The 25,146-nt window shown below is 62.3% G+C and carries 26 protein-coding genes; 9 read left to right on the plus strand and 17 right to left on the minus strand.

The window, feature by feature from the left end; all coding sequences use genetic code 11:
• Window positions 1–12: 12 nt before the first annotated feature.
• The gene (gene trmFO / locus ACGYK9_RS00490) at window positions 13–1,353 is read right to left on the minus strand and encodes a methylenetetrahydrofolate--tRNA-(uracil(54)-C(5))-methyltransferase (FADH(2)-oxidizing) TrmFO (protein ID WP_394407524.1); all 1,341 of its coding nucleotides are present in this window, start codon (window positions 1,351–1,353) and stop codon (window positions 13–15) included.
• Between the two features lie 250 nt (window positions 1,354–1,603).
• Window positions 1,604–2,389, minus strand: a complete 786-nt coding sequence (locus ACGYK9_RS00495; RefSeq protein WP_394407526.1) for an enoyl-CoA hydratase — start codon at window positions 2,387–2,389, stop codon at window positions 1,604–1,606.
• A 58-nt stretch (window positions 2,390–2,447) separates the two neighbouring features.
• Between ACGYK9_RS00495 and ACGYK9_RS00500 the strand changes: the two genes are divergently transcribed.
• Window positions 2,448–2,876, plus strand: a complete 429-nt coding sequence (locus ACGYK9_RS00500; RefSeq protein WP_209218884.1) for a PaaI family thioesterase — start codon at window positions 2,448–2,450, stop codon at window positions 2,874–2,876.
• Window positions 2,877–3,032: 156 nt separating this feature from the next.
• Here ACGYK9_RS00500 and ACGYK9_RS00505 read toward each other — a convergent pair whose 3' ends face one another.
• Window positions 3,033–3,263 carry a DUF1127 domain-containing protein gene (locus ACGYK9_RS00505; RefSeq protein WP_067266882.1) on the minus strand — a complete coding sequence of 77 codons (231 nt, stop codon included), beginning with the start codon at window positions 3,261–3,263 and terminating at the stop codon, window positions 3,033–3,035.
• 96 nt (window positions 3,264–3,359) lie between these two features.
• On the opposite strand from ACGYK9_RS00505, the gene ACGYK9_RS00510 reads away from it, so the two are divergent.
• The 3 genes from ACGYK9_RS00510 (at window position 3,360) to rpsI (ending at window position 5,900) form a co-directional block, all read left to right on the plus strand.
• Entirely contained in the window at window positions 3,360–4,775 is a 1,416-nt protein-coding gene (locus ACGYK9_RS00510) for a PLP-dependent aminotransferase family protein (protein WP_394407528.1), read from the plus strand.
• 160 nt (window positions 4,776–4,935) lie between these two features.
• Complete coding sequence (gene rplM, locus ACGYK9_RS00515) at window positions 4,936–5,397, plus strand: 50S ribosomal protein L13 (RefSeq protein WP_067266879.1); 462 nt, start codon at window positions 4,936–4,938, stop codon at window positions 5,395–5,397.
• A gap of 2 nt (window positions 5,398–5,399) precedes the next feature.
• Window positions 5,400–5,900, plus strand: coding sequence for a 30S ribosomal protein S9 (gene rpsI, locus ACGYK9_RS00520; RefSeq protein WP_067266905.1), 501 nt, complete (start codon window positions 5,400–5,402; stop codon window positions 5,898–5,900).
• A gap of 148 nt (window positions 5,901–6,048) precedes the next feature.
• Here the strand turns inward: rpsI and ACGYK9_RS00525 are convergent, their stop codons facing one another.
• A complete protein-coding gene (locus ACGYK9_RS00525) occupies window positions 6,049–6,738 on the minus strand; it encodes a hypothetical protein (protein WP_394407530.1) in 690 nt (229 codons plus the stop codon).
• A 238-nt stretch (window positions 6,739–6,976) separates the two neighbouring features.
• On the opposite strand from ACGYK9_RS00525, the gene ACGYK9_RS00530 reads away from it, so the two are divergent.
• Window positions 6,977–7,972, plus strand: a complete 996-nt coding sequence (locus ACGYK9_RS00530) for an LLM class flavin-dependent oxidoreductase (protein WP_394407532.1) — start codon at window positions 6,977–6,979, stop codon at window positions 7,970–7,972.
• 12 nt (window positions 7,973–7,984) lie between these two features.
• On the opposite strand, the gene ACGYK9_RS00535 is transcribed toward ACGYK9_RS00530, so the two are convergent.
• From ACGYK9_RS00535 to guaA, 10 genes are all read right to left on the minus strand, one after another.
• Window positions 7,985–8,602, minus strand: coding sequence for a TetR/AcrR family transcriptional regulator (locus ACGYK9_RS00535; protein WP_067266873.1), 618 nt, complete (start codon window positions 8,600–8,602; stop codon window positions 7,985–7,987).
• The gene (gene ppk2 / locus ACGYK9_RS00540) at window positions 8,595–9,464 is read right to left on the minus strand and encodes a polyphosphate kinase 2 (RefSeq protein WP_394407534.1); all 870 of its coding nucleotides are present in this window, start codon (window positions 9,462–9,464) and stop codon (window positions 8,595–8,597) included. The genes ACGYK9_RS00535 and ppk2 overlap by 8 nt, the downstream gene beginning before the upstream one ends.
• A 40-nt stretch (window positions 9,465–9,504) precedes the next feature.
• Window positions 9,505–10,494 (minus strand): alpha/beta fold hydrolase, encoded by a 990-nt coding sequence (locus tag ACGYK9_RS00545; protein ID WP_394407536.1) that lies wholly within the window; start codon window positions 10,492–10,494, stop codon window positions 9,505–9,507.
• Window positions 10,478–11,395, minus strand: coding sequence for a homoserine O-succinyltransferase (metA, locus tag ACGYK9_RS00550; RefSeq protein WP_394407538.1), 918 nt, complete (start codon window positions 11,393–11,395; stop codon window positions 10,478–10,480). Before metA ends, ACGYK9_RS00545 begins: the two co-directional genes overlap by 17 nt.
• 56 nt (window positions 11,396–11,451) lie before the next feature.
• Window positions 11,452–12,312: an ATPase gene (locus ACGYK9_RS00555; protein ID WP_394407540.1), complete on the minus strand. Its 861-nt coding sequence runs from the start codon at window positions 12,310–12,312 to the stop codon at window positions 11,452–11,454.
• A gap of 12 nt (window positions 12,313–12,324) precedes the next feature.
• Window positions 12,325–13,257, minus strand: a complete 933-nt coding sequence (locus ACGYK9_RS00560) for a DMT family transporter (RefSeq protein ID WP_394407542.1) — start codon at window positions 13,255–13,257, stop codon at window positions 12,325–12,327.
• 110 nt (window positions 13,258–13,367) lie between these two features.
• The gene (locus ACGYK9_RS00565) at window positions 13,368–14,468 is read right to left on the minus strand and encodes an OmpP1/FadL family transporter (protein WP_394407544.1); all 1,101 of its coding nucleotides are present in this window, start codon (window positions 14,466–14,468) and stop codon (window positions 13,368–13,370) included.
• Window positions 14,469–14,589: 121 nt separating this feature from the next.
• Window positions 14,590–15,459, minus strand: a complete 870-nt coding sequence (locus ACGYK9_RS00570) for a DMT family transporter (protein WP_394407546.1) — start codon at window positions 15,457–15,459, stop codon at window positions 14,590–14,592.
• Window positions 15,456–15,734: a putative quinol monooxygenase gene (locus ACGYK9_RS00575; RefSeq protein ID WP_394407548.1), complete on the minus strand. Its 279-nt coding sequence runs from the start codon at window positions 15,732–15,734 to the stop codon at window positions 15,456–15,458. Before ACGYK9_RS00575 ends, ACGYK9_RS00570 begins: the two co-directional genes overlap by 4 nt.
• Before the next feature lies 1 nt (window position 15,735).
• A complete protein-coding gene (gene guaA / locus ACGYK9_RS00580) occupies window positions 15,736–17,298 on the minus strand; it encodes a glutamine-hydrolyzing GMP synthase (protein WP_067266859.1) in 1,563 nt (520 codons plus the stop codon).
• A gap of 199 nt (window positions 17,299–17,497) precedes the next feature.
• Here guaA and ACGYK9_RS00585 point away from each other — a divergent pair, with 199 nt between their 5' ends.
• A complete protein-coding gene (locus tag ACGYK9_RS00585) occupies window positions 17,498–19,036 on the plus strand; it encodes a trimethylamine methyltransferase family protein (RefSeq protein WP_067266857.1) in 1,539 nt (512 codons plus the stop codon).
• 36 nt (window positions 19,037–19,072) lie between these two features.
• Here ACGYK9_RS00585 and ACGYK9_RS00590 read toward each other — a convergent pair whose 3' ends face one another.
• On the minus strand, window positions 19,073–19,369 hold the full coding sequence (locus ACGYK9_RS00590; protein ID WP_271687411.1) for a DUF6477 family protein: 297 nt from the start codon (window positions 19,367–19,369) through the stop codon (window positions 19,073–19,075).
• 279 nt (window positions 19,370–19,648) lie between these two features.
• On the opposite strand from ACGYK9_RS00590, the gene ACGYK9_RS00595 reads away from it, so the two are divergent.
• Window positions 19,649–20,737 carry a DUF6456 domain-containing protein gene (locus ACGYK9_RS00595; protein WP_394408929.1) on the plus strand — a complete coding sequence of 363 codons (1,089 nt, stop codon included), beginning with the start codon at window positions 19,649–19,651 and terminating at the stop codon, window positions 20,735–20,737.
• 56 nt (window positions 20,738–20,793) lie between these two features.
• On the opposite strand, the gene ACGYK9_RS00600 is transcribed toward ACGYK9_RS00595, so the two are convergent.
• Window positions 20,794–22,290, minus strand: a complete 1,497-nt coding sequence (locus ACGYK9_RS00600) for a catalase (RefSeq protein WP_394407551.1) — start codon at window positions 22,288–22,290, stop codon at window positions 20,794–20,796.
• 95 nt (window positions 22,291–22,385) lie between these two features.
• Here ACGYK9_RS00600 and ACGYK9_RS00605 point away from each other — a divergent pair, with 95 nt between their 5' ends.
• The gene (locus ACGYK9_RS00605) at window positions 22,386–23,303 is read left to right on the plus strand and encodes a LysR substrate-binding domain-containing protein (RefSeq protein ID WP_394407553.1); all 918 of its coding nucleotides are present in this window, start codon (window positions 22,386–22,388) and stop codon (window positions 23,301–23,303) included.
• Window positions 23,304–23,397: 94 nt separating this feature from the next.
• On the opposite strand, the gene ACGYK9_RS00610 is transcribed toward ACGYK9_RS00605, so the two are convergent.
• Window positions 23,398–23,946, minus strand: coding sequence for a peroxiredoxin (locus ACGYK9_RS00610; RefSeq protein ID WP_394407555.1), 549 nt, complete (start codon window positions 23,944–23,946; stop codon window positions 23,398–23,400).
• 242 nt (window positions 23,947–24,188) lie between these two features.
• Between ACGYK9_RS00610 and lipA the strand changes: the two genes are divergently transcribed.
• Window positions 24,189–25,142 (plus strand): lipoyl synthase, encoded by a 954-nt coding sequence (lipA, locus tag ACGYK9_RS00615; protein WP_271687409.1) that lies wholly within the window; start codon window positions 24,189–24,191, stop codon window positions 25,140–25,142.
• The last annotated feature ends 4 nt before the right edge of the window (window positions 25,143–25,146 follow it).

The raw sequence follows: 25,146 nt of genomic DNA on the forward strand, positions 1-25,146 counted from the left end.
ACCCCCGCCGCGTTAACCTTGATTAAGCCATGTTTGCCAATCGGCCTTGGCGCGGTCCGTATAGGCTTTGTAGCGGTCCTTGCGGCCACGGCGGCCCGATTTTAGCCCTTCGACGGGAGGGAAGAGGCCGAAGTTCACGTTCATCGGTTGGAAGGTCTTTGCCTCGGCCCCGCCCGTGATATGGGTGATCAGCGCGCCCATGGCGGTGCTGTCGGGCGGGGTGGGCAGGCTGCCGCCCTTGATTTCAGCGGCGGCCATGCGGCCCGCCAGCAGGCCCATGGCGGCGCTTTCCACATAGCCTTCGACACCGGTGATCTGACCCGCAAAGCGGATATTGTCGCGGCTGCGCAGGCGCATCTGGTCGTCGAGCAGTGTCGGCGAGTTGATGAAGGAGTTCCGGTGGATGCCGCCCAAACGGGCGAAGCGCGCGTTTTCCAGCCCCGGAATGCGTTTGAAAACATCTGTTTGCGCGCCGTACTTCATCTTGGTCTGGAAGCCGACGATATTGTAAAGCGTGCCCAGTTTGTTGTCGCGGCGCAATTGCACCACGGCATGGGCCTTGACCTCGGGCTGGTGCGGATTGGTCAGCCCCACGGGTTTCATCGGGCCGTGGCGCAGGGTTTCGCGGCCCCGTTCGGCCATCACTTCGATGGGCAGGCAGCCGTCGAAATAGCCCGCGGTTTCGCCCTCGCGGAACTCGGTCTTTTCGGCGTCCAAAAGCGCGTCGATAAAATCTTCGTACTGCTCCTTGTCCATCGGGCAGTTGAGGTAGGCGGTGCGCTCTTCCTCGGTCTCGCCCTTGTCATAGCGCGACTGCATCCAAGCTTTGGACATGTCGATGCTGTCGAAATAGACGATGGGCGCGATGGCGTCGAAAAAGGCCAGCGCCTCAGCGCCAGTTTCAGCCGCGATGGCTTCGGCGAGCTTGCCCGAGGTCAGCGGACCAGTGGCGATGATCCATTTGCCCTCGCGCGGCAGTTCGGTGATCTCGCCATATTCCACGGTGATATTGGGGTGGGCGAGCAGCGTGTCGGTGACGCTCTGCGCGAAGGGGTCGCGGTCTACCGCCAATGCGCCGCCTGCGGGCAGGCGGTTCTTGTCGGCGCAGGCCATGATCAGCCCGTTGGCGGCACGCATTTCCCAATGCAGCAGGCCGACGGCGTTCTGTTCGTCATCATCCGAGCGGAAGGAGTTGGAGCAGACCATCTCGCCCAGAAGCCCGGTTTGGTGGGCGAAAGTTTCGACTTTGGGGCGCATTTCGTGGATCACGACCTTCACGCCCGCGTTCGCCGCTTGCCAAGCCGCCTCTGATCCGGCCATGCCGCCGCCGATGATGTGCAATGTATCTGTCATGGGGGGCGATGTAGGGCAGGGCAGCGCCGCACGCAACAGGCAAGAAGGGGCGATGAGGCTGCGGGAGAGGAATGGTTTTGGGGTCGCCGCGGCGGGAATGGTCGGTCAGTGAGAGGCTGACCCGGAGGGACCTTCCGCCTGCGGCGACCCAAAATCATCAGGGTTTCTATGCCCTAACATAACTATGCCGTGATTTCGCCAGATTTGCCAGCCCCCGCGTGGCAACAAAGGCTGGCGGTTTTGGAAACAATCATTGGGGCCAATCGGGGCGGCGTTTTTCCAAGAAGGCGTCGATGCCCTCGCGTGTTTCCGCCTCGAGCATGTTGCGGACCATGACCTCGCCGGTGAAGGCGTAGGCTTGTGAGCTGGGCATCTGCATCTGTTGGTAGAAGGCGCCTTTGCCATGGGCGACGGCGGTGCCGAGTTTGGCGGCGATCTTCTCGGCCAGTGCCTCGGTTTCTTGGGTCAGTTGGTCCCCCGGCACGGCGCGGTTGATCAGGCCCAGTTCAGCAGCGCGGTGCGCGGAGATGAACTCTCCGGTGGTGAGCATCTCGAACGCCTGTTTGCGCGGGATGTTGCGGGTCAGGGCGACCATTGGGGTCGAGCAGAAGAGGCCGATGTTCACGCCGTTGACGCCAAAGCGGCAGTCATCCGCGGCGATGGCCAAATCGCAGGTGGCGACAAGCTGGCAGCCAGCGGCGGTGGCGATGCCGTGGACTTGGGCGATGACGGGCTGAGGCAGGCTTTGGATGCGGGCCATCAGGGCGGCGCAGCGGTCAAAGAGGTCTTTGAAGGCCGCCGCACCCCCGTCTTCGGCTTGGCGCATCGCGGTCATCTGGCGCAGGTCGTGTCCCGCGCAAAAGGCTTTGCCAGCGCCGGACAGGACGATGACCCGCGTGGTGCGGTCTTTGGCAAGTTGGTCGAGCTTGCCGTGCAGGGCTGCCAGCATTTCATCCGACAGCGCGTTCAGTCGCTCGGGCGCGTTCATGCGCAGATGGGTCACCGGCCCGCGTGCCGTAACGTCAAGAATTGCCACCTTGCCCTCCCCGGTTGATCGCGCCAACGTTACGCCGAGGACAGCAGGGAGGACAAGTATGGCCGTGGTGATGGATGCGGAGGCGTTGGAGGCCTTCATGCGGGAGGTGTTCGATCAGGTGGCGGATGATTTCGCCGTGGATCATGTGGCCGAGAACGAGATCACCATGCGCCTGTTGACCAGCCGCCGCCATCTGCGGCCCGGAGGGACTGTTTCAGGCCCATCGATGTTCGCGCTGGCGGATGTCTCGGCCTATCTGGTGACGCTGGCGATGATCGGGCCCAAGGCGCTGGCGGTGACGACGAATTGCTCGATTGATTTCATGCGCAAACCGCTGGCGGATGTGCCGCTGGTGGCTCATGCCAAGCTGCTGAAGCTGGGGCGGCAGCTGTCGGTGACGGATGTGTTGATCTATTCCGAAGGGTCGGACAAGCCGGTCGCGCGGGCCGGGCTGACCTATGCGATTCCGCCAGCGTCGATGGGGTGAGGGGCAGAGTTTAGGGCCAGCGCCAGCCCGCCGGGACGGGCAGGCGATGGCCCGGCGCCTGCGGCTTGATTCCGGGCCGAGGAATTCTCAGAGGCCACAAAAAAGGGCCGGGAAAACCCGGCCCGAGGAAGAGGTCTGGCAGTCGCCACAGGGAAGCTACGCCTGCCAGAACACGCGGGAAGCCTCGGCCGAGGCTTGTTCCGGTGTCAGTCCCGCATCTTCAAGCTCCCACGGTTCAAGCGCGGCAAGCGCGATCCGGGTGCGTCGGCGGGCCGCCCATGTGGTCACGACCGCCGCAAAGCGCAGCGCAATCACCGCAGGGACCGGCAGGGCGCGGTATGTCATCAATGTCATTGCATCAGCGGTAAGGGGGCGTGCCTGTGTCATGGGGGAACTCCTTGAAATTGTATTGACACAAAGTGTAGAATGTCTACAGATACAACGGTACAAAGCGCGATACAATTTGACCACAGGAATATTGTAATGGGTACAATTTGGCAACCGACATTGGCCGAGGGGCAGGGGCCGAAGTACAAACTCGTCGCGCTGACCATCCGGCAGGGGATCAACTCCGGCGCTCTGGCGGTGGGGGATAAATTGCCGCCGGTGCGGGAACTGGCGTGGCAATTGGGGATTACCCCCGGCACCGTGGCGCGGGCCTATACCATCCTCACCGATGAGGGGCTGCTAGAGGCTGAGGTGGGCCGTGGCACCTTTGTCGCCCCGCCGCAGGCGGCCATCCGCGAAGATGTCTGGAATCGCGAACAAGATAGTTGGATCAAAGAGTTGGAGGTTGCCGATACGGATGCGGTCAGCCTCTTCAGCCCGCGCCTGCCGGACATGGGGCAGGTGGCGCTGATCCGCAGCGCCCTGCGGCAGGTGGCGGATGTGCCGGGCGAAGACCTGATGAACTATCCCACCCGCGACGCCTATGCCCCGGTGCGGCAAGCGGTGGTCGACTGGCTGTCGCATCTCGCCCTCGGGCCGCTGAGCGAGCGTGACGTCGTGCTGTCGCATGGCGGGCAGAGTGGAATTGTATTGGTACTGCAAGCGATCCTTTCAGGGCCGAAGCCGGTGATGCTGGTCGAAGACCTCTCCTACGCCGGGTTTCGCCGCGCGGCGGAAGTGCTGCGCGCCGAGGTGGTCGGGGTGGCGATGGATGCAGAGGGCGTGCTGCCAGAGGCGCTGGACAAGGCCGCGCGCGACAGCGGGGCGCAGGTCTTTTGCACGACGCCGGAGGTGCATAACCCCACGGGCAGCCACACCAGCCTTGAACGGCGGCGTGCGCTGTTGGAAGTCGCCAAACGACATGGGTTGGAGATTTTGGAGGATGATTGCTACCGCATGGGCCACGCCCGCGCGCCGAGCTACCGCTCGCTTTGGCCCGAGCATGTCTGGCATGTCTCTTCGATCTCAAAGGAATTGACGCCCGCCCTGCGCGTCGGCTTTGCACTGGCCCCGGCGGGGCGCTCGGCGGATCTGCGGCGGGTGGCGGAATACGGGTATTTCGGCCTTGCCCGGCCCTTGGCCGAGGCGACGCGGATCCTCCTGACCGACCCGCGGCTCAAGGCGATCTGCGCGGATATTCGCGAAAGACTGGCGGAATATGTCGAAGTGGCGGTGAACCATCTGGGCGGCCATGCCTTGGAATGGTCGCGCGATGTGCCCTTCCTCTGGCTGCAACTGCCGCCGGGGTGGCGGGCCGCCGGGTTCTGCCGCGCGGCAGAGGCGCAGGGCGTGCAGATCCGCTCGGCCGATGAATTTGCCCTGCGCGATGGCCGCGCACCCCATGCGGTGCGCATCGCGGTGAACGCCCATGTCTCCCTGCGGTCCTTCGAGGCGGCGATGCAGCGGCTGCGCTGCCTTTTGGACAATCCACCCGAGCAGATCAGCGTGTAGAAATATGGGGTATTATTATACCTAAATCACAACGCATTGTTTTGGCTGATAAAATCAGGGATTGCTGCGCTTGACCCGGCGATGCAGGTGTTTATAACGCCTCCATCAGACACCGGGCGGGGATTCCTCGTTCCGACCAACCTCAAACGGGAATTCATCCATGAAAACCTTTTCTGCGACACCGGCAGATATCGACAAGAAATGGATCATCATCGACGCCGAAGGCGTCGTGCTGGGCCGTCTCGCCTCGATCGTTGCCATGCGCCTGCGCGGCAAACACAAGCCGTCCTTCACGCCGCATATGGATTGCGGCGACAACGTGATCGTCATCAACGCCGACAAGGTGCAGATGACCGGCAAGAAGCGCGAAGAGCACTTCTACTGGCACACCGGCCACCCCGGTGGCATCAAATCGCGGACCAAGGCACAGATCCTCGAAGGCGCGCATCCTGAGCGTGTTGTGACCCAAGCGGTCAAGCGCATGCTGCCCGGCAACCGCCTGAGCCGCCAGATCATGACCAACCTGCGCGTCTATGCAGGTAGCGAACACCCCCATGAGGCGCAGAGCCCCGAAGTTCTGGATGTTAAGTCCTTGAACAAGAAAAACACGCGGAGTGCATGAGCATGGCTGACGAAATCAAATCCCTCGACGGTCTCGAAGCAGCTGTGACCGACAACATCGGCGGCGTGCAAGGCACCGAGACCGAAGTGACCCCCCGTGAGCCGGTTCGTGACGAACTGGGCCGCGCCTATGCCACCGGCAAGCGTAAAGACGCGGTCGCCCGCGTTTGGATCAAGCCCGGTTCCGGCAAGGTCATCGTGAACGGCAAGCCGCAGAACGAATACTTCGCGCGCCCCGTGCAGCAGCTGATCCTCGCGCAGCCGTTCGGCATCACCAACACCGAAGGCCAGTTCGACGTGATCGCGACTGTCAAAGGTGGCGGTCTGTCCGGTCAAGCGGGCGCGGTCAAGCACGGCATCTCCAAAGCCCTGCAGCTCTACGATCCCTCCCTGCGCGGTGCGCTGAAAGCGGCAGGCTTCCTGACCCGCGACAGCCGCGTCGTCGAGCGTAAGAAATACGGTAAGGCCAAAGCGCGCCGGAGCTTCCAGTTCTCCAAGCGTTAAGCTTACCGATCATATTTTGCGAAAGGGCTGCCCTCCGGGGTGGCCCTTTTTCGTTGCGGTGGGCAGGGTTGGCCGCGGGACATGAAAAAAGCCGCCGCGGTCTCCCGCAGCGGCCTTAGGTCCGGATCGCGATTGATCCCGAAACGGCTTAGCCGCCGATTTCGTAGCTCACGGTGAAGCCCAGCACGCCGTCACCATCGTTGGTGTCTTCGTAAAGCGCTTCAAAGCTGACGCCGTCACCGAAGTCATAAACGGCACCGACTTCGGCATAGATGTTGTCGTCGCGGTCGCTGTTGCCGATGAGGCCAACGGCGGTCCAACGCTCGGACAGGGGCGCTTCAAACGCGACTTCCTGATCGCTTTCGCCATTGTCGGGGTCGATGATCACGGCGAATGCGCCCGAGGCGTCACGCCCGATGGGGAAGCCCAGCGTCGCGGTGATCTCTTCGCTGTGGTCTTTGGAATCGTTCAGCCAGATGTAGCCATAGGTCAGGTCCCAGCTCAGGCCCTGACCGAAGTCCGCGCCGTAGCCGAGGTTCGCTTCGAATTCGACGTCATCGGTGGGGTCTTGGTAAAGCGATGTCGCGCTCAGCCCGGTGTGGAAGCCGCCGTAGGTCAGCTCGACAAAACCTTCGACTTCGTTCTCGAGGTGATCGAAATCATCCGACGTGTTGAACCGTGTCGCGGCAGAGACGCCGGCGGTCCAGCCAACCATGGAAGTCATGCTGCGGTCTTCGATGACCGGGTCGAAACCGGTGGTGACGTTTTCCTGCGCATAGGCAGCAGAGGAGAGCAGCCCGGCGGTGAGGCCGAACCCGATAAGATGTTTGATATTCATGGCATTTGCCTAGTTTTGGACCATAGCTTGTCTGCGACTGGCGAGGTCAGGTTGTGAAGGCCCCTCGGATAGGGCGCTCACCGGGGGGCGGCAAGGTCCGATTGCGCATATCTGGCATGCGTTAGAACATAACATTGTGATCGACGGAAATTTCGGCCAAGCCGTTGGTTTTTCTGGGGCGACGTGGTTCCGGGCGGGGCTGTGCCTGCCTATATCAGCCCCAACACAGGAGACAGTCATGCAGTATTCAGTTCTTGATCTTGCGCCCGTGCCCGAAGGGTCGGACACCACCACCGCCATCGCCAATTCCGTCGCTCTGGCGCAACTGGCCGAGGCCAAGGGCTATCACCGGTTTTGGATGGCGGAGCATCACAACATGCCCGGCATCGCCTCGGCGGCGACCTCGGTTCTGCTCGGGCATGTGGCGGATCACACGAAAAAGATTCGCGTCGGCGCAGGCGGAGTGATGTTGCCCAACCATGCGCCCTTGGCCATTGCCGAACAGTTCGGCACGCTGGCGGCGATTCATGGCGACCGGATCGATCTGGGGCTTGGCCGCGCGCCGGGCGGGGATCAGGCGGTGATGCGCGCCATGCGCCGGGGCATGAGCGCGGGCGATCAATTCCCCGATGACGTGGCCGAGTTGATGGCCTATCTGGGCGCGCCCGATCCCCGCGCACCGGTGCGCGCACATCCGGGAGAGGGGACGCATGTGCCGATCTGGATCCTCGGCTCCTCGCTCTATGGTGCGCAATTGGCGGCGCATTTTGGGCTGCCCTATGCCTTTGCCTCGCATTTCGCGCCGGATGCCTTGGAAGAGGCCACGGCGATCTATCGCCGGGATTTCAAACCGTCCGAAGCCTGCCCCGACCCGCGTTTCATGCTGGCAGTGAACGTCTTTGCCGCCGACACGGATGAGGAGGGCGCCTATCTGCGGACCACCATGCAGCAGGCTTTCGCCCGTCTGCGTACTGGCCGCCCCGGCAAGCTTCCAGCCCCGGTGCGCGACATCGATGCCGAGATCGGCGCGGGCCTGCGCCAAGGGGTCGACCACGCATTGCGCGTCTCTGCCGTGGGCAGCCCTGAGACGGTGAAACGCCAATTGGAGACGCTGATCGCGCAGCATCGCCCCGATGAGTTGATCCTGACCGGGCAGATTCACGACCACTCAGCGCGCCTGCGCTCGTTCGAGATTGCGGCGGATGTTTTGCAGGACATGAAAGTGGCGGCCTAAGGGCCGCCGCCTTCACTCGTCCGGGCTGACCAACCCCAGCCCGCGCAGATAAATCCCGATCCCGGTTTCCAGCAGGTCATCGGGCGGGAAGGGCGAGGCGCGACCGGGCGAGTTGCGGGCGAAAAGCTCGACCACCCCGTGGCTCATCGCCCAGATATGGGCCGAGAACATCGAGGCGGGTGGGCGTTTGTCTGCCGGGATATGTTGGCTGAGGTCTGTGGCCGCGCGTTCCAGCACCGCATTGGCGCGGTTGGCAGCATGGGCCAGTTCCGGCGTACGGTTGACCGAGATGCCGGATTCGAACATCGCGATGTAATGGCCGGGATGTTTGCGGGCGAAGGCAAGATAGGCGCGGCCCGTCGCCTCAAATGCTTTGAGCGCCGAGGGCTGGCCGGATTGATAGGCGAATTCCATCAAATCGGCAAAGATATCATAGCCTTGATGCGCCGCCTCGGCGATGAGGTCTTCGCGGCCCTCAAAATGGCGATAGACCGCCGCCGGGGTGACGCCCGCGCGTTTGGCCGCCTCGGAAAGGGTGAAACCCGTGGGGCCGCGCTGCTCGATTAACTCAAGCGCCGCGTCGATCAGCGCTTGGCGCAGGTTGCCGTGATGGTAACCGCGCTTAGGCATCCCAGATGTCCGGCCCGCCGCAGATTTCATCGTCGATCTTGCCGATCGCCTTGGCGTCTTTCTGAGGATAGTCGAAACGGTGTAGCAGGTGGCGCATTGCGGTCAGACGGGCGCGGCGCTTGTCGTCAGAGCGGATCACCGTCCACGGGGTTTCATCCGTGTGGCTGCGCAGCAGTGTCTCGGCGATGGCGGCGGAATACTCCTCCCATTTCGCGAGACCTTTGACGTCGATGGGGCTGAGTTTCCACTGTTTCAACGGATCGGATTCGCGCGACAACATGCGGCGCAACTGCTCGGCCCGGCCCACGTTGAGCCAGAACTTAATCAGGTGAATGCCGTCTTCGACGAGCATCTGCTCGAATGGGGTGACCTGTTCAAAGAAATGCGCGCGTTGTTCGGGGGTGCAAAAGTCAAAGACCTTTTCCACCACCCCGCGATTGTACCAAGAGCGGTCATAGAAAACCATCTCGCCCGCCGTGGGCAGGTGTTTGATATAGCGCTGAAAATACCACTCTCCCTGCTCGGTTTCGGTGGGTTTCGACAGGGCCACCACACGGGCGGAACGGGGGCTGAGGTTCTCGCGCATACGGCGGATTGTGCCGCCCTTGCCAGCGGCGTCGCGGCCCTCGAAAACCATGACCACCCGCTGCCCGGTTTCGCGCACCCATGATTGCAGTTTGACCATCTCGATCTGCAACCGGTCATAGTCGCGCTCATAGGTCTTGCGTGACAGACGTTCGTCATGCGGGTAGCTGGGCGAAAGGATATCGTCCTTGTCGGCCCGCTGGATCGCTTGGCGGATGTCCTCGGGGGCGTCGTTTTCGTAAAAGGCGCTGATCGCGCCGTCAAAGGGCAGGTCCATGGGCGCTCCTTGCGGGTTGTTCTTGTTTCAATATGGGATGTTAAGGCGCTTTACGCAAACCGGCACGGGCGGCGGCGCGGTCGATGGCATCGACCACTGCCTGCGGGTCGGCGTGATGGGGCATATGGCCCATGCCGGGCAGGCGCGTCAGGGCGCCGTTGGGGATGTCTTTGATCAGTTCCTCGGCATGGATATGCATGGGGACAATGGTATCGGCATCGCCGTGAATGATCTCGACCGGCATGGTCAGGCGGTCATATTGCGCTGCCATTTCAACCACATGCGGGCGGAGTTGATGGACCTGTTGCGCATTGGCGCGGCTGGCGCTGCGGCGCAGGGTGAGATCCGTGCCGATGTGATCGGCATAGCCTTTGGGCGCTTGCTGTGGGGCAAAGATCGCCGCGATGCTGCTTTGCACCACGCTGTCAGGCACAAAGGCGGTGACGGCGGGGATAAAGAGCGCACCGCCAAGCCGTGAGGCGCTGACGTTATAGAGCCAGCCGAGACCGCCGGGCCAAGGCTCCGACACGGCAGAGACCAGCACCAGCGCTGCGGTCTCATCGGGGCGTTGCAGCCCCCAAGCCAGCGCCACGGCCCCGCCAAAGGAATGGCCCAGCACGATGGGGTTTTCGACGCCCAGGTGATCCGCTGCTTTCTGCAAGAGTGCGGCCTGTTCCTGCGGTGACTCGCCGCGCGGGTTCCAAGGCCCGCGCGCGCCGGGAAGGCGGGCGGTATAGCCCATGCCGGGACGGTCGAACATAATGACGCGATAGCGGTCGCTCAGCCGCTCAGCGAAGCCCAAAGTGAAATCGCGCAGGTTGCCGCTGGCCCCGTGGATCAACACCAGATCCGGCCCGCTGCCGATGATCTTGGCATGGAACGGCAGGCCATCCACCGTGATGATCTCACCTTCGGGCGGATGGCTTGCCTCGGCCCGCGCCTCATGCCGCGCGGCGCGCCATTGGACGAGCGCGGTGAGCAGCGCCAGCCCGAGGAGGAGGGCAAGCAGCAGTTTAATGGCCAATCTCATTCATGTTGAAGGGGGTGGTTTGGTATATCTCGTTGATCCAATTGCCATAAAGCAAATGCGCGTGGCTGCGCCAGCGGTTCACCGGCGTGCGCGCGGGGTCATCCTCGGGGTAGTAGTTGCAGGGCACGTTGATCGGCACGCCATTCTCGACATCGCGGTCATACTCTTGCTTGAGCGTGTCGCGGTCGTATTCAAAATGGTTAAAGACATAGAGCGCGCGATGCTCAGGGTCTTCGATCAGACAGGGGCCAACCTCATCACTGCCCAAAAGCGTGGTCAGGCCGGGATGGGCGTCAACCTCATCTTGGCGCATCTCGGTCCAGCGGGAGACGGGCACGGTGCAATCATCCGAAAAGCCGCGCAGATAGGGCGAGGCGGGCGCGAGGTTTCGGTGCCGGAAACAGCCGAAAGCCTTTGCGCTCAGCATGTGTTTCTTGACGCCGTGGAAGTGGTTGATCATCGCCATGCCGCCCCAGCAGACGCCAAAGGTGGAGTGGATGTTGGTCTGGGTCCATTCCATCACCTCGCGCAGCTCGTCCCAATAGGTCACCTCGTCAAAGTCGAGATGTTCGATCGGTGCGCCGGTGATGATCAGCCCGTCGAACTTTTCGGCCTTCATCTCCTCAAAGGGGCGATAGAAGCTTTCCATATGTTCGGCGGCGGTGTTGCGGGTCCGGTGGTCGGACATGCGGATGAGGCTCAGTTCAATCTGCAAGGGCGTGGCACCGATCAGCCGGGCAAACTGGTTCTCTGTCTGGATTTTCTTGGGCATCAGGTTCAGCAGAGCGATGCGCAGGGGGCGGATGTCTTGCCGCGAGGCCAGTTCCTCGTCCAGCACCATGACCCCTTCGTTGCGCAGAACGTCGAAGGCAGGCAGGCGGGAGGGGATCTTGATGGGCATGAGACAGGTCTTTCAGGGGTGGCCAGTGCAGTCAGATAATCTTGGGCGGGGCGGGTTCAACCGCCCGCGGGCAGGTGGCGGGCGATGAGGTCGGTAAAGTCTTCGGGAGCTTTCAGCGCGTCGATATCGGCGGGGGTGATGGTGACACCCCATTTCGACATCGCCTCATAGCGGGGTTGGCGGTGCGACAGGGCGGCGGCATAGGTCCAGCGGATGAAGTCGTCGGGGTTCACCGCGTCCTCTGTAATGTTCTTTTCGGCCAGATAATCGGCCCATGCCCGGGCGAGGAATTCGGGCTGATAGGCCATCGGCTTGGGGGCTTTGTCAAAGCGGCGGATGAGTTCCTCGGTATGGGCCTCGTCGCCCTTGATCCAGACCAGCAGGCATTCGTCGGCCAATTGCCGCAAGAGCGGGTCGTTCGGGTCTTCGGGGTCGACCCATTCGCAGATCGAGCCACCGGTGTCGCAGATGAAATGCGGATAGCCATAGAGCGCTTCGGCGCGGGTGGCGAAATAGGCGGTGTCTTGCAGGGCGTTGATCTCGGCCCGGCGGAAGGCTTCTTGGCGTTTGGCGTATTCATCCATCGGCAGACCGCCACGCGCCGGATCGCCGGGTTTGCCGAGCCAAGTGGCCACCGGTGACAGGTTGTCGAAGGTGATGTTCGATCCGATGTAGATGCTATCGCTCAGCAGCAGATCGCGCAGGAAGGGCACTTTCATCGCCTCGGCCTTGGCGTTGTCGGCGATGAGTTCGCCCAAGTAGCGGGTGCCGATGCGGTAGTCGATGGAGTAGTGAAACCAATCCCCGCTGGCGCGCAGCAGGCTGGAGAGATGGGTCTTGCCCAAGCCCGACATGCCGAAGATCAGAACTTTGCGCCGCGGCGCCGCGCGCCAATCGTCAGCCGTGGGGTAGAGCATGTATCACCAAGGTTAAGTGCTTCGTTTCCCCTGACTACCCCAGTGTTTGACCAGACGCCAGATGCGGCCATCGAGCACCAGAAGCCCGAGTGCGAGAAGGGCGAAACCCCCATAGGCGGCGGGGCGCAGGGTCTCATCACGCAGCCATGCGCCCAGCAGGATCGCCACGGGGGCGACCAGGAGTGTCACCAACATCAGGTTGCTGCTGCCCGCCATGCCAAGCACGCGGTAATAGAGCAGATAGGCCAGCGCCGTCGCGGCCAGCGCGTAATAGGCGATGGCGACGAGCGTGGCGGGGGCGAGCTTGAGCGTCAGCGGTCCCTCCGCCACCCATGCCAGCGGCAGCATGATCAGCGTGGCGCCGGTGAGCATCCCGGCGGCGGCCAGTTGCGGCGGCTGGCCCGGCAGCAGTTTGCGCGCGCAGACCCCGGCCATGGCATAGGACATCGCACCGCCCAGCACGGCCAGTTGTGCAAGGCTGCCGAGGTCGAAATTCGTGAGATTTTCCAGACCGATGGCGGTACTGACACCCGCGAAGCCAAGGCAGACGCCAATCGCCTTGCGCGGGGTGATCCGCTCATCCGCCAGAAAGATGGCGGCGGCCAGCACGCCAAAGATCGCGGTGGCGGCATTGAGGATCGAGGTCAGCCCCGAGGGGATGTGCAGCTGCCCCCATGCCATCAGCGAAAAGGGGATCACATTGTTCAAAAGCCCCATCAGCAGGAAGGCCGCCCAGATGCGCGGGTCGCGCGGCAGTGGCAGGCGCATGGTGGCGACGGCGGCCCAAAGCACCAGCATCGCCCAGAACACCCGATGCGCGACCGAGGTCAGCGGCCCGATCTCATCCAAGGCCACCCGCACGGCGACAAAGGACGCGCCCCAGAGCAGGGCGAGACAGCCCATTTCGATCCAAGCGCGCGGGGGGATGGTTTTCTGTGTGATCATGGCTTGGGTTTAGGCTGTTCCGTTGATCGGCACGACCCGAAAGATGCGCATGCATAAAAAACGCCGCCCGAGGACCTCGGGCGGCGTAATCTCGACGGGTCTGGTGTGGATCAGAACGTGAAGCCCACTTTCACACCAAAGGCCAGAGCATCGTTGTCTTCGAACTCGCCCGAGGCATTCACACCGTTCAAAGTCGTCTCTGCATCACCGATGTTGACGTAGCGCACGCCGGTGGTGATTTTCATGTTGTCACGGGTATAGACGGCAGCCAGAGCGAGGCTCTTGTTGCCATCGGTCGGCCCGAGGTTGGAGGCGAACCCGCCGTTAGACTTCTCATAGCCGACAGAGGCCGAGACCGACCAGTTGTCGTTCAGACGGCGGCCGACGCCGAGCGAGTAGGTGAAAACGTCGTCATCGTAGCTGACCAGCGAGCCACCGGTCGCGCCTTGGTACTGGGCCGGCGTGATGTCGAAGGAGGACCAATCGACCCAACGGATACCACCGAAGAGCAATGTGTCAGCAGCGATGCCGGTCTGGAAATCAAGGTTCACCGACTGCGGGGTTTCGATTTCGGTCGTGCTCATGACGGCGCCGAACTCGGTCGTGTCGACCTCGTGGTCGATGCTGGAATTATAGGTCAGCGCGACACGCATGGCGATGTCGGGACGCTCATAGGCGACACCCGCAACATAGCCGACGCCGGTGTCACGCTCGCCGTTCACCGTATAGCCGGCGACGAAGGGCACAGCTGCGACCGCTTCGATGGTTTGGACGCGCAGACCGCCGTGAACGCTGAAGTTCTCGTTCATGCGATAACGCAGCAGGCCGGTAATCGCGTGGCTTTCCAGATCCGCTTGGGCACCTTGTGCATAGTAGCCGGTGGGCGTGGGGTAATCGACATCCGCGCCGAACGGCTGATCATAGATGATCGCATAGGACAGCTTGTCGTTGATGTCGGCCTTATAGGCTGCGCCAAACTGGAGATAGCTTGAGGTCATATCGCCGGAGCTTACATTCGACAGCGATGGCGGCGGCACTGCCATTGTCGACGTCCCGCTGGTGGATGGATCGATATGCCCAAAGCTGAATTCGGCATAGCGCCCGCTTTCAAACAGGGCGTTAATGGATTGGCCCGACCGATCGATGCCGCCAGCTTGAACGATTGCCGTAGATGCCAACAGTGCCGGAATTGCCAAGAAATAGGTTTTCATTTGCTTTCCTCCCAAGACTTCTGTGCGGTTCCTCCCCGGCACAGGTTAGAAACGATCTAAGCGGATTGCTGCCTTTTGCGTCAATCACTGACCTTGGGTCAGGTTGAAATCTGCGCAAACATTACCTTGGGTGTGCTTTGCGGGTCTCAAACCAGATGTTGAGGTAGTTGCCAGCAAAGATGATCGCGGCCCCGACGAAGACCCAGACATCCAACGCTTCGGCATAGAGCAGCATCCCGACCACGGCGATGGCCGGAAGGCGGACAAAATCGATCGGCACCACCACGGTCGCGGGGGCAAGGCTGAGTGCGTTGGTCAGGCAGTAATGCGCCAGCAGCCCGCAGGCGCCGACCAGTAGCAGAAAGGGCATCGTCTCAGCCGTGGGGCTGGCGATATCGCCATCGTAGCCCGCCGCGATCAGGCCGAACAGCAGTTGCAGCGTGGTGAGGTAGAAGAGGATGGTGGTGATCCCTTGGGTCCGCGTCAGCCGTTTGGTCAGCACATTGGTCAGGGCAAAGAAGACGGCACAGCCCGCCGCCGCCAGAATGCCGGTGTTTAGGTTGCCGATATCGGGCCGTGCCACGATTAGGATGCCGATAAAGCCCATAACCCCGGCCAGCGCCCGTGTCGCGGTCAGCCGTTCGCCCAGCAGAAAGATCGACAGGACGATGACCCAGAGGGGCGAGGTGAACTCAAGCGCGAAGACCTGTGCCAGCGGGATTAGCGACACGGCGAGGAACCACAGGTTCTGCCCGGTGAAATGGGCAAGGTTGCGCAGCAGTTGCAGGCCAAAGTTCCGGGTGTTGATCTGCCGCCATGCGCCCGTGGCCCCGGCAAGCGACAGGACGATGATCACGCCAATCACGCTGCGGTAGAGCATCACTTCGAAAGTGTCGAACCGCGCCGAGAGTTCGCGCCCCGCCACGGCCATGGTGGAGAATGACCCGATGGAGCCGATCATCCAGAGTGCGGCGCGAAAGGTGGGGCTCATGTGGTTTCTGTGATCTGATAGTCGCGGGCGATCCCGGCGGTGAGCCGCGCCCAGTCCGATGCTACGGCACGGGCCTGATGCGCCTCAAAGGCCGCCCGGTCGGTAAAGAGCTCCGATACCTGCCAGACAAGGGGATCGTCGGTCGGGGTCACGTCGAAGCTGAGGCAGCCCGGCTCGGCCCGGGTGAGACGCAGATGCACGTCGAGTCCTGCGCGCACCCGATCCGCCTCGGCCCGGGTGGCGCAGCGAAGGTGGCCGGTCAGGGCCACCCGCATTTTATTCCCACTCGATAGTGCCCGGAGGTTTCGAGGTGATGTCATAGGTCACGCGGTTGATGCCCGGCACCTCATTGATGATCCGTGTGGCGGTCTCACCAAGGAAATCATGCGAGAAGGGGTAGTAATCCGCCGTCATCCCATCCACCGAGGTCACCGCACGCAGGGCGCAGGCGAAGTCATAGGTCCGGCCATCGCCCATCACGCCCACGGTGCGCACCGGCAAGATCGCCACGAAGGCCTGCCAGATATCGTCATAAAGCCCATGGCGGCGGATTTGGTCGATATAGACCGCATCGGCTTCGCGCAGGATGTCGAGCTTCTCGCGGGTGATCTCACCGGGGCAGCGGATCGCAAGACCCGGTCCGGGGAAGGGGTGGCGCCCAATGAAGGACGGCGGCAGGCCCAGTTCACGGCCCAGTTCGCGCACCTCGTCTTTGAAGAGTTCACGCAGCGGTTCGACCAGTTTCAGGCCCATCTTTTCGGGCAAGCCACCGACGTTGTGGTGGCTCTTGATCGTCACCGAAGGCCCACCGGAGAAGCTGACGCTTTCAATGACATCCGGGTAGAGCGTGCCTTGGGCGAGGAAGGTGGCATCGCCCACTTCCTTGGCGTGTTTCTGGAATACGTCGATAAAGAGCTTGCCGATGATCTTGCGCTTGGTCTCGGGGTCGGAGACACCGTCGAGCTCGCCCAAGAACAGTTCCTGCTCGTCGGCATGGATCAGCGGCATGTTGTAATGATCGCGGAACATGGTGACGACCTCTTCGGCCTCACCCTTGCGCAGCAGACCGTGGTCAACGAAGACGCAAGTCAGCTGGTCGCCGATAGCCTCATGGATCAACACCGCGGCGACGGAACTGTCGACACCACCCGAAAGGCCGCAGATCACCTTTTGGTCGCCGACCTGCTCGCGGATCGCGGCAATGGCTTCTTCACGATAGGCGCTCATGGTCCAGTCGCCCTTGAAGCCCGCCAAACGCACGAAGTTCTCATAGAGACGCGGGCCGTTGGGGGTGTGGTGCACCTCGGGGTGGAACTGCACGGCGTAGAAGTGACGCTCGACATCCGCGGTAATGGCGAAAGGCGCGTTGGGGGAGGTGCCATAGACCTCGAACCCCGGGGCGATCTTGCTGACGTGATCACCGTGGCTCATCCAGACCTGTTCACGGTCGGTGGCGAACCAGCCTTCGAGCAGATCAAGCTGTTGGCCCGTGGGGGTGACAAAGGCCCGACCGAATTCAGCGGTGCCATGGCCGCGCTCCACATGGCCGCCAAGGCAATGCATCATGACTTGCTGGCCATAGCAGATGCCAAGGATCGGCACGCCCAGTTCAAAAACAGCCTGCGGCGGACGCGGCGCGCCTTCGGCAAACACAGAGGACGGGCCGCCCGACAGGATCACCGCCTTAGGCGCGAATTCCTTGAGGAAGGCTTCGTCCACCGTGTTGAACGGGTGGATTTCGCAAAAGACATTCAGCTCCCGCAGGCGACGCGCGATAAGCTGCGTGACCTGGCTGCCGAAGTCGATGATGAGAAGGCGGTCATGGGTGATATCTGTCATGGGGCTGTGATTAGGCCCGTGCGCGCGCTCTGGCAAGTCTCTAGCAGGCCGAAGACCGGTGCCGCCCGCGTTTAATTCGCGCAAGTGGCGCGGGGACGGCACGCGATGTCGCTTTTTGCCGCTAGGGGGCGTTATCCGCGCGAAGCGCCTGCCGGGAATGGGGTAGTGACGGGCCAAGACTTGCGGGAAGGATAGAGCAATGGCGGAATCAGCACGACGGGCACGCGGCGGTGGTGGTGCGGCAAGACGCGCGGCACGCACAGCCGTCTCTTTCGAGACAGCGCGCTATATCGAACGGAATATCCCGAACTTCGAAGTGCTGACCGAAGAGGCGCTGGAAATCATCGAACAGAACGCCGATGCGGTGCTGGAAGAGATCGGCGTGAACTTCCCCGACAACCCCGAGGCATTGGCGCTCTGGCGTGAGGCCGGGGCCGATGTGCAGGGGGAGCGGGTGCGCATCCCACGGGGGCTGGCACGCAAGCTTTGTTCCACCGCGCCTTCGACGATCACCCAAGTGGCCCGCAACCGAGATCGGGATGTGGTAATCGGGGGGAGGAACCTTGTGCTCGCCCCCGTCTATGGCCCGCCCTTCGTGCGCGATGCCGCCGGGGGGCGGCGCTATGCCACGATGGCGGATTTCGAGAAGTTCGTGAAACTGGGCTATATGTCCAAGTGGCTGCATCACTCGGGAGGGACGGTATGCGAGCCGACAGATATCCCGGTGAACAAACGTCACCTTGATATGCTGCATGCCCATATGACGCTGAGCGACAAACCCTTCATGGGATCGGTGACCGAACCCAGCCGGGCACAGGATTCCGTCGACATGTGCGGTATCCTCTTCGGCAAGGACTTTGTGCAGGAAAACACGGTGATGACCTCGCTCATCAATATCAACTCGCCGATGACGTTTGACGATGTGATGATGGGCGCGCTCAAGGTCTATGCCGAGAACAATCAGGCCTGCATCATCTCACCCTTCATCGTGGGCGGCGCCATGGCTCCGGTGAGCGTGGCAGGCACGTTGACACAGGTCTTGGCCGAGACGCTGGCGGGCATCGCCTATAGCCAGCTTGTCCGCCCCGGGGCACCGGTGATCATGGGGGCTTTCGTCACCTCCATCGACATGAACTCGGGCGCGCCCACATTCGGCACGCCCGAGGCTGCGCATATCACCTATGGCGCTGGGCAACTGGCCCGCCGGCTCAACCTTCCGTACCGCAGCGCTGGGTCCTTCACTGGCTCGAAACTGCCCGATGCGCAGGCGGCTTACGAGACCTCGAACAGTCTGAACATGGGATTGCTCTCAGGGGTGAACTTCATGCTGCACGCCTGTGGCTGGCTGGAAGGGGGGCTTGTATCCTCTTTCGAGAAGTTCGTCATGGATGCGGATCAACTGGGCACGTTGCATCACCTTGCCCGTGGGGTGGAGATCGACGTGAACGCGCAGGCCATGGACGCGATCCGCGAAGTGGGGCCGGGGGGGCATTACCTCGGCTGCGCCCATACGCAGAGCAATTTCCGCGATGCCTTTTGGAAGTCGGATCTGTTGGACTACAAACCCTTCGAGACTTGGTCGGACGAGGGCGCGCGCGACACGCAGAGCCTTGCCACCGCGCGGGTCGAAAAGATGCTGGCCGACTATCAGCAGCCTGCGCTGGATCCAGCCATTCGCGAAGCGCTCGATGCCTTTGTCGCGACCCGTAAGGCGGCAGAGCCGGATAGCTTTAGCTAAAGCTTTGCGGCGGGGGCGATCCCCCCGCATTGCAATTCAGGCGCTAGGCATCATCGCGGCCTTCAAGAACCGCGCCTCGCCAACCATGGCAATAAGAACATCTACATGGCGGATCAGACTATAGCTTGCATCCGCCGTCTTGCGCTGGGTGTCCAACGCGGCCTCGATCTCGATCAGTTTGATCAGCGCGGTGCCGTGGCGTGGCAATATGCCAAAGCCCAGTATCCGTGGCAAATGGGTGCCGCGGCGGTAGTCCTCGGCCCCGATGCGGGCGGCCCGCATCAGCAGGCGCGGGCGGTGAAGTTTTTGCAACATGGTCAGTAGATCTTGCATCACATTCTCCGATTTCTGAGAGGTGAATCACCCCGGATCGGCGAAGTGTTGCACAACCTTTCCGGGTGTTGCGTGTTGCGGGTTCCCGGCGAACGGCGCCTTTTGGTGGCGTTTACCTTTTGGAAACAATCATTGCCAAATGCGACGATTTTAACGAACGGGTAACCAAAACATCCATAGGTTGTGAATAACTCTGGGGATAACTCACCCAGCTTGGGGACCCGCCAAAATGGAAGTGGCAGTCAATTGAAGGCGCATCACCAAATTCAACAGTCCGTCCTGCCGGGATGGGTGCCGCACGGAGCCCTGCATTACCTCGCACATACGGAGACCGGCGCCCCGATCCGGGCCTTGGCACGCCAAGCTGGCTGTCATGCCTCGACCATCATGCGCCAAATTCGCCGTATCGAGACACGGCGCGACGATCCGCTGGTGGATGCCGCCCTGCGCAGGCTCGGGGCGGTGCGGCGCGCCTTGGATTGTACTGCTGGCCCCCCAGCAGGAAAGACAGCGACAATGACCAAACCCGCCGCCCCCCTTATTGACGAAGACACTTTCGCCGCCGAGGCGCTGCGCGTCCTGCGGCGCCTGCATGAGGCAGGCGCGATCCTCGCCGTGGCCGAAGGGATGGAAAAGGCCGTCGTCCTGCGCGAGACGGACACTGGCCCCGGTGCACGCACTGCCGTGGTCGACAGCGCCGTGGCGCAGGCGATGGCGTTGAAAGACTGGATCGCGCCGGGCAGCACAGGCCGGGTGACACGCTATCATATCACCAGCGCCGGGCGCGCGGCGCTGCGGCGCATGCTTGAAGAGCAGGGCGCAGCCGCAGACGGCTTTGCCGAAGATCAGGCCGCCTTTCTGGGCGGGCCCGACGCGCCCGCCGCAGACCTGGGCGCAGATGCGGATACGGCCCCGCGCCGAGGCCGCTATTGCTTGTCAGAAAGCCCGCTGTCGACCCTTGCAAGGCGGCGCGACAAATCCGGCGCGCCCTTCTTGAACGAGGGGCTGGTCCATGCGGGCGAAAGGCTGCGCGAAGATTTCGAACTGGCGCAGATGGGTGGTGAGGTTACGCAGAACTGGGACCACTTTCTGCCCCCCGGCGCCAAACCCAGCGGCGGGCGAGATGGGGCAGGCGCCATGGCCGCGGCGGAGGCGCGCAAGAGGGTGGCCGATGCCATGGCCGACCTCGGCCCCGGCCTGTCGGACGTGGTGCTGCGCTGTTGCTGCTATCTGGAGGGGTTGGAGACCACCGAAAAACGGCTCGGTTGGTCAGCGCGTTCGGGCAAGATCGTGCTTCGGATCGCACTCATGCGGCTGAAACGGCATTACGATGAAACCGTGGGGCCGGGTGGCCCAATGATCGGGTAAATGCTGGTCGGGTAAAGAAGGGGCGGCACGATAATAACCCTGTCGCCCCGGTTGTTTTAGTCTGCGACCTTCGTCGGCGTCTCATCGGTCACCGAAATCGCCACTTCGTCTTTCTCGCAAGCGTTACGCACACCGGCGGCATAGTCGGGGTGCACTTTCTCAAGCACCGCATACCAGCGCTCTTTCACCGATTGCGAACAGGGCGCCATGGCACCGGCCATGTTCTCGTGCAGACGGTCGCGCTGCGCCTGATCGAACACCTCGGTATAGAGCTTGCGCGGCTGGACGTAATCGGCATCCGCCTCTTCCTGCACATAGCGGTCCGCATCGCCCGAGATGCGCAGCGGTGGTTCTTGCACCGATGGATCGGGGCGGGCCGAGCCTTCGTATTGGTTCGGCTCGTAATAGGCATCCGGGTGGCCGGTCTGCTGCGGGAAGAACCGCATCGCGCCGTCCTTGTGGTAGTGATGCATCGGCGCGGCCTTGGGCGCGTTCACGGGCAGGGCCTCGTAATGCGTGCCAAGACGGTAGCGGTGCGCATCCGCATAGGAGAACACCCGCGCCTGCAACATCTTATCGGGCGAGAAGCCGATGCCGGGGATTTTGTTCGACGGCGAATAGGCAGCGTTCTCAATGCTCTGGAAGTAGTTGTCAGGGTTGCGGTTGAACTCTAACATGCCAACGGGGATCAGCGGGTAATCCGCATGCGGCCAAACCTTGGTCAGGTCAAAGGGGTTGAAGCCGCAGGTCTCGGCCTCTTCCTCGGGCATGACTTGGATGTTCAGCTCCCATTTCGGGTAGTCACCGCCTTCGATCGCGTTAAAGAGATCCTCTTGGAAGTTCTCACGGGTGGAGCCGATCAGCTTTTCCGCATCCTCATTGGTGCGGTTGCGGATTTCCTGCTGGCAGCGGAAGTGGAACTTCACCCAGTGACGCTCGCCCTTGGCGTTCCACATCGAATAGGTGTGGCTGCCGTAGCCGTGCATATGCATCGGGTTCACCGGAATGCCCCGGTCGGACATCAGGATGGTGACCTGGTGCACACATTCGGGCTGGGCCGCCCAGAAGTCGAACATCGCCTCGGGCGAGCGCAGGTTGGTGCGCGGGTGGCGTTTCTGGGTGCGGATGAAGTCCGGAAATTTATAGGCATCGCGGACAAAGAAGATCGGGGTGTTGTTGCCCACAACGTCCCAGTTGCCCTCTTCGGTGTAGAATTTCACCGAGAAGCCGCGCACGTCACGCTCACTGTCGGCGGCGCCAAGCTCGCCCGCCACGGTGGACCAGCGCGAGATGATCTCGCAGGTCTTGCCCACTTCGGAGAAGATCGCAGCACAGCTATATTGGCTGATGTCATGGGTGACGGTGAAGGTGCCTTCGGCGCCCCAGCCCTTGGCGTGAACAGCACGCTCAGGGATACGCTCGCGGTTCTGATGGGCGAGCTTCTCGATCAGTTGGTAGTCGTCCAGCAGCACCGGGCCACGGGCGCCCGCGGTCTTGCTGGTGTCGTTTGTCGGCATCGGTGCGCCGGCGGTGGTGGTGAGACGCTTGCTCATCTTGGGTTCCCCTCGGTTACTGTCTGACAGGAAGATGATCGATTCTGCCCATAATTTCCAATTGCAGTTTTATAAAATTGCGATAGGTAAAAGTTATGAATTTTACCCTGAAACAACTCGAATACTTTCGCGCGCTGGCGACCTTGGGCAACTTCGGGCGGGCTGCAGAGGCGAGCAATATCTCGCAGCCCGCGCTCTCGGTGCAGATCCGGGCTTTGGAGGAAACGCTCGGCGGGCGGCTGATCGAGCGGCAGAGCCGCGCTTCGGTGCTCACGCCCTTGGGCCGCGAGGTGCTGACCCGCGCCGAAGATATCCTGCGCCGCGCCAAGCTGTTGGAGGCTACGGCGCGGGAGCAGGTGGGGCTTGCGGGCACGTTGAACCTTGGGCTGATCCCGACCGTGGCGCCCTATCTTTTGCCCGGCGTGCTGGCCGCGCTGCGCGCGCAGGATATCTCGCTTCGGGTCGAGGTACGCGAGGCGCAGACGGATCAATTGCTGGCCGATCTGCGCGCCGGGGCGCTGGATGCGGCGGTAATGGCGGTGCCCTCGGGCGAAACGGGCCTCGCCGAGGTGCCGCTTTTCGAGGATCGGTTTCTGCTGGCGGGCTCCGCCGACCGTATGGCGGGGGCGGATGTCGCCCGCCCGACCGATCTGGCCCGCACGCCGCTGATGCTGTTGGAAGACGGTCACTGCCTCACCGATCAGGCGCTGGAGGTTTGCCAGCGCGACCGCACGCAGGCGGGCATTCACACCGGTGCATCATCCCTTGCCACCCTTTCACGGCTTGTGGAGGCGGGCTTTGGCATGACCCTGATGCCCGAGATCGCCGCCAAGACCGAGCTTGATGCCGCACCGGGCCTGCGCCTGCACCGTTTCGGCGCGCCGGAACCTGCACGGCAAATCGGGCTCGTCCGCCGGGCGGGGACGCCGGGCAGCGGTTGGGCGGCGCAATTGGCCGATACGCTGAAGGAAGTGGGGGAAGGGCTGACCGGAGAGCTTCGCGCGAAATACTAGGCGCGGTGAGGCCTGCCGGGTCAAAGGGCGTGGGTCAAACGGAGCGTGTCTAAGGACCGGGCCAAATGGCCCGATCCGGTCATGCAAAGGGCGCTTAGGCCGCTTCGGTTTGCTTCTGGTTCTCAAGGTATTCCAGCAGGGTCTCAGGGCTGGAAACGCCGTAGGGGTCTTCGTCGTGGTTGTCACGGATGCCGGGCTCTTCGAACCATGCTTCGATCTGACCATCGTTGATGATCGCCGCATAGCGCCAGCTGCGCGGGCCGAAGCCAAGGTTGTCTTTGGCGACCAACATGCCCATGCGGCGGGTGAATTCGCCCGAACCGTCAGGGATCACGTCGATGTTCTGGACGCCCTGCATCTCTTTCCACTTGTTCATGACAAAGCTGTCGTTGACCGACAGGCAATAGATCGCGTCGATGCCATGTTCTTGGAAAGCGGTGAAATTGTTTTCGAACCCGGGCAGCTGGTAGGTGCTGCAGGTCGGGGTGAAGGCACCGGGGAGGGAGAAGAGCACAACGCGCTTGCCTTTGAAGAAATCATCGCTGGTCTTGTCTTCCCAGCGGAAGGGGTTGGACCCTTCGATGTTTTCGTCGCGCACGCGCGTCTTGAAGGTGACGTTGGGGACATTGATACCGGGTTTCATCGCGTCTCTCTTTCTCGGATTGGAATCTTTGTGGCTTGGTAGCTCATATAGGAAGCCTGAGCAACTCTCGCAATGCTGCAACTGCATTGTAGTTTTTCTGTTACATATCAAAGCTATAATGCGGGCGTGTCGGGCGATGCCGCTGGCGCATGGCTGCCTTGTCGCGGGGGCGTATGCAGTAGGTGGCCATCGGGTTAAGGACTGTGATAAACAAGGCGCGACACAATGATCAGAGGCCCCCGATGCGCGATCTGAAGATACCCGAACAGCGCCACCCCGAAAAGGCGCGCAAGCCCGACAACGCCCAGCCGAAAAAACCGAGTTGGATCAGGGTCAAAGCGCCCGGCGGCAAAGGCTATGCCGAGACCGCGCGCATTATGCGCGACAACAAGCTGACTACGGTCTGCGAAGAGGCAGGCTGCCCCAATGTCGGGGAATGCTGGTCTCAGGGTCACGCGACGATGATGATCATGGGCGAGGTTTGTACCCGGGCCTGTACCTTCTGCAACATCGCCACTGGCAAGCCGCCTGAAGCGCTGGACGTGTTTGAGCCGGGCCGCGTGGCCGATGCGGTCGCCAAACTGGGGCTGAACCATGTGGTCATCACGAGTGTTGACCGCGACGATATCGAAGACGGCGGGGCAGAGCATTTCGCCCAGACGATCCGCGCCGTGCGTCACCGCAGTCCCGACACGACGATCGAAATCCTGACACCGGATTTCATCCGCTGCGGTCCCGAAGCCCTTGAAAAGGTTGTCGAAGCACGGCCCGATGTGTTCAACCACAACCTTGAAACCGTGCCGGGCCTTTACCCCGAGGTACGCCCCGGCGCGCGCTACTTCCACTCCCTCCGCCTGCTTCAGCGGGTCAAGGAGTTGGACCCGTCGATGTTCACCAAATCGGGCATCATGGTGGGTTTGGGCGAAGATCGCCAAGCGGTCATTCAGGTCATGGAAGACATGCGCGCCGCCGACATCGATTTCCTGACCATCGGCCAGTACCTACAGCCGACGCCCAAGCACCATGCGCTGGACCGTTTCGTCACCCCCGAAGAGTTCACCTCTTACGAAAAGGCGGCCTACGGCAAGGGCTTCCTCATGGTCTCGGCCACGCCGCTGACGCGGTCGAGCTACCACGCGGGCGACGATTTCGCGCGTCTGCGCGAGGCGCGGAACCGCAAACTGGGTATTGCCTGATCGA

Origin of the sequence: Sulfitobacter sp. 1A15258 (assembly GCF_043557045.1) — a bacterium.
Classification (GTDB): domain Bacteria; phylum Pseudomonadota; class Alphaproteobacteria; order Rhodobacterales; family Rhodobacteraceae; genus Sulfitobacter; species Sulfitobacter faviae.

Coding starts and splice junctions, on each gene's coding strand:
- ACGYK9_RS00605 (WP_394407553.1), top strand. CDS start 22,386: ATGAATTTTACCCTGAAACAACTCGAATACTTTCGCGCGCTGGCGACC.
- rplM (WP_067266879.1), top strand. CDS start 4,936: ATGAAAACCTTTTCTGCGACACCGGCAGATATCGACAAGAAATGGATC.
- metA (WP_394407538.1), bottom strand. CDS start 11,395: ATGCCCATCAAGATCCCCTCCCGCCTGCCTGCCTTCGACGTTCTGCGC.
- ACGYK9_RS00500 (WP_209218884.1), top strand. CDS start 2,448: ATGGCCGTGGTGATGGATGCGGAGGCGTTGGAGGCCTTCATGCGGGAG.
- ppk2 (WP_394407534.1), bottom strand. CDS start 9,464: ATGGACCTGCCCTTTGACGGCGCGATCAGCGCCTTTTACGAAAACGAC.
- ACGYK9_RS00600 (WP_394407551.1), bottom strand. CDS start 22,290: ATGAGCAAGCGTCTCACCACCACCGCCGGCGCACCGATGCCGACAAAC.
- ACGYK9_RS00535 (WP_067266873.1), bottom strand. CDS start 8,602: ATGCCTAAGCGCGGTTACCATCACGGCAACCTGCGCCAAGCGCTGATC.
- ACGYK9_RS00530 (WP_394407532.1), top strand. CDS start 6,977: ATGCAGTATTCAGTTCTTGATCTTGCGCCCGTGCCCGAAGGGTCGGAC.
- ACGYK9_RS00570 (WP_394407546.1), bottom strand. CDS start 15,459: ATGAGCCCCACCTTTCGCGCCGCACTCTGGATGATCGGCTCCATCGGG.
- trmFO (WP_394407524.1), bottom strand. CDS start 1,353: ATGACAGATACATTGCACATCATCGGCGGCGGCATGGCCGGATCAGAG.
- ACGYK9_RS00560 (WP_394407542.1), bottom strand. CDS start 13,257: ATGATCACACAGAAAACCATCCCCCCGCGCGCTTGGATCGAAATGGGC.
- ACGYK9_RS00590 (WP_271687411.1), bottom strand. CDS start 19,369: ATGCAAGATCTACTGACCATGTTGCAAAAACTTCACCGCCCGCGCCTG.
- ACGYK9_RS00555 (WP_394407540.1), bottom strand. CDS start 12,312: ATGCTCTACCCCACGGCTGACGATTGGCGCGCGGCGCCGCGGCGCAAA.
- ACGYK9_RS00610 (WP_394407555.1), bottom strand. CDS start 23,946: ATGAAACCCGGTATCAATGTCCCCAACGTCACCTTCAAGACGCGCGTG.
- ACGYK9_RS00505 (WP_067266882.1), bottom strand. CDS start 3,263: ATGACACAGGCACGCCCCCTTACCGCTGATGCAATGACATTGATGACA.
- ACGYK9_RS00510 (WP_394407528.1), top strand. CDS start 3,360: ATGGGTACAATTTGGCAACCGACATTGGCCGAGGGGCAGGGGCCGAAG.
- lipA (WP_271687409.1), top strand. CDS start 24,189: ATGCGCGATCTGAAGATACCCGAACAGCGCCACCCCGAAAAGGCGCGC.
- ACGYK9_RS00575 (WP_394407548.1), bottom strand. CDS start 15,734: ATGCGGGTGGCCCTGACCGGCCACCTTCGCTGCGCCACCCGGGCCGAG.
- ACGYK9_RS00585 (WP_067266857.1), top strand. CDS start 17,498: ATGGCGGAATCAGCACGACGGGCACGCGGCGGTGGTGGTGCGGCAAGA.
- ACGYK9_RS00525 (WP_394407530.1), bottom strand. CDS start 6,738: ATGAATATCAAACATCTTATCGGGTTCGGCCTCACCGCCGGGCTGCTC.
- rpsI (WP_067266905.1), top strand. CDS start 5,400: ATGGCTGACGAAATCAAATCCCTCGACGGTCTCGAAGCAGCTGTGACC.
- guaA (WP_067266859.1), bottom strand. CDS start 17,298: ATGACAGATATCACCCATGACCGCCTTCTCATCATCGACTTCGGCAGC.
- ACGYK9_RS00565 (WP_394407544.1), bottom strand. CDS start 14,468: ATGAAAACCTATTTCTTGGCAATTCCGGCACTGTTGGCATCTACGGCA.
- ACGYK9_RS00545 (WP_394407536.1), bottom strand. CDS start 10,494: ATGAGATTGGCCATTAAACTGCTGCTTGCCCTCCTCCTCGGGCTGGCG.